Source organism: Achromobacter semiaridum (assembly GCF_053543755.1).
Genome location: NZ_JBLVOL010000064.1, coordinates 85,816 through 87,258 on the forward strand (window position 1 = coordinate 85,816; position 1,443 = coordinate 87,258).

Sequence of the window (1,443 nt, forward strand, 5' to 3'; positions counted from 1 at the left end):
CCGGACGCGCGCCCGCGCCGGACGGCTCGGGCGCCGACATATGCCAGGCGTCGGAACTGGCGCCGCCGCCCAGCAGCGCCACGGCGTTGGCGTCATCGGCGTCGCGCTGCATCACGAACAGCACGCCGGCTTCGCCGATATTGATGCCTCGGCGGTTGACCGAGAACGGTTGGCAGAGCGCGTCGTCCACCGCTTCCAGCGTGGCAAAGCCATTGATCGTCAGGCGGCAAAGCGTATCGGCGCCGCCGCACACCACCGCGTCGCAAAGGCCGGCGGCCAGCAGCCGGCGGGCGGACAGCAGGGCGCGCGCGCTGGAGGTGCACGCGGTTGACAGCGTATACGCCGGGCCGGTTACGCCCAGATGTGCCGCCAGAAACGCAGCGGGCGACGACAGGGCCTGACGGCGGTAGTCGTAGTCGGCGGGCCAGGCGCCTTGCGCTGCCAAGGTACGGAAGGCAGGCGCGTTGTCGTTGACGCCCGACGTGCTGGTGCCCAGCACCACGGCGACGCGGGAGGGTCCGTGGCGGGCGATGGCGCGCTGCAATTGCGGCGCGATCTGCTCGGCGCAGGCCAGCAGCAAGCGGTTGTTGCGGCTGCGCAGATGGTCGGGCATGGGGGCGGCCGTGGCCTTGGCCAGGATGGCGCTGGGCGGGGCGTCTAAGGAGCCAGCGGTGGCCTTGGCAAGCATGTCGCGCGGGGCGGCGACCGAGGTGCCTGGCGGGATGTCGCCATCTGTGTTGGCGGCGGTGTGGGGGCGAGTGTCGGCGGCGGTGCCCGGAAACGCCGGCAATGGGCCGTCATAAGCGCCCAGCGTCAGGCTGCGGTCGCGGACCCAGCCCGCCTGCGCGCGCATGCCGCGCGTGTCGCCATCGAAGGCGGCTTGGGCGACGACGTTCACGCCAGCGCCCAACGCGCAGACGATGCCGGGGGTGCCTAGCCAAGTGTTCACGGCTGTTCCTTGAGCGGCGCGACGCGCCAGGTGACGCCATCGGCGCCGGTAATCGAAAAAACGTCGGGCTGCGAGGGCTGCGCCCAACGCACCGTCCAGCGCACCGCGCCGCGATCCAGCAGGCTGCGTACCGCCGTGCCGTCCTCTTGCTGCCGCGTGCGCCATGTGCCCGCGCCATAAGCGGCGTCCAGCTGGGCCCGCGGCGTCCACGCGAACATCAGCGCGGCAAACAGATCGCGCGCCTGGGCGTTGGGCCGCATGAATCCGTCGTTGCGCCAGTGGCCGCCCTCTAGCATCTGCCGCGCTTGCGGCACACCCATCGGGTCGAACAGCGACCAGCGCAGCGCCGCCCCTTCGCGCTGCACCACCAGCATCGTGTCCACGCTGGGCTGGTCGGCGGCCACCTGCACGACGTGCAGCTGGCGCGGCACGGCAAAGCCGGCGTCGCGGGCGGGCAAGGGTGGCGCGCCGGCGCAGCCGGCCAGCCCGATCAG

At 72.3% G+C, this 1,443-nt stretch carries 2 protein-coding genes; both read right to left on the reverse strand.

Features of this window, described 5'->3' with window-relative positions:
- The coding region (locus ACNPP0_RS18040) for a beta-ketoacyl synthase N-terminal-like domain-containing protein (protein ID WP_448706613.1) at nucleotides 1-949 on the reverse strand (949 nt) is incomplete at its 3' end.
- Nucleotides 946-1,443, reverse strand: a 498-nt coding sequence (locus tag ACNPP0_RS18045) for a DUF3261 domain-containing protein (RefSeq protein WP_448706614.1), incomplete at its 5' end; no start/stop codon positions are given. The genes ACNPP0_RS18040 and ACNPP0_RS18045, both read right to left, overlap by 4 nt.